The sequence below is a fragment of the Xenorhabdus bharatensis genome (assembly GCF_037996705.1).
In the GTDB taxonomy this organism is placed as follows: Bacteria; Pseudomonadota; Gammaproteobacteria; order Enterobacterales; family Enterobacteriaceae; genus Xenorhabdus; species Xenorhabdus bharatensis.
Genome location: NZ_JBBMXG010000076.1, coordinates 1 through 354 on the forward strand (window position 1 = coordinate 1; position 354 = coordinate 354).

Annotated in this window: 1 pseudogene; it reads right to left on the bottom strand. The window is 42.7% G+C overall.

Annotated features, from left to right (window positions below):
* Positions 1-179: 179 nt before the first annotated feature.
* A pseudogene (locus AAC855_RS21285) lies at positions 180-354 on the bottom strand (IS5/IS1182 family transposase); the annotation flags it as partial.

Here is a 354-nt window from a genome sequence, read left to right on the forward strand (position 1 = left end):
TTGCCCAGCTCCCTAGCAAGATTGAGAAGACCTGCTTTGTGTTTAATGATGGGATTGCTAGTATGTAGCATGAGAGTTACCTCTTAGTTTCTTTGATTTAAGATTCAGCACTTTTAATCAAAGCGGGTAACTCTCTTCTTTTCAAATCGAAGTGTCAGATCTCATCTGAACTAATACACATAACGAGTGGCTATACCACGCCAGCGTTTAAGGTGGAGGAACGCATTTTCAACCAAATGGCGAAGCCGGTAGAGTTCACGATCATACTCTCGGGTAATTTTCCGATTTTTCCGGCTGGGGATCTGGACTTGCATGCCTTGCTGTTCAGCTTTTTCTACTATGGCATTACTATCA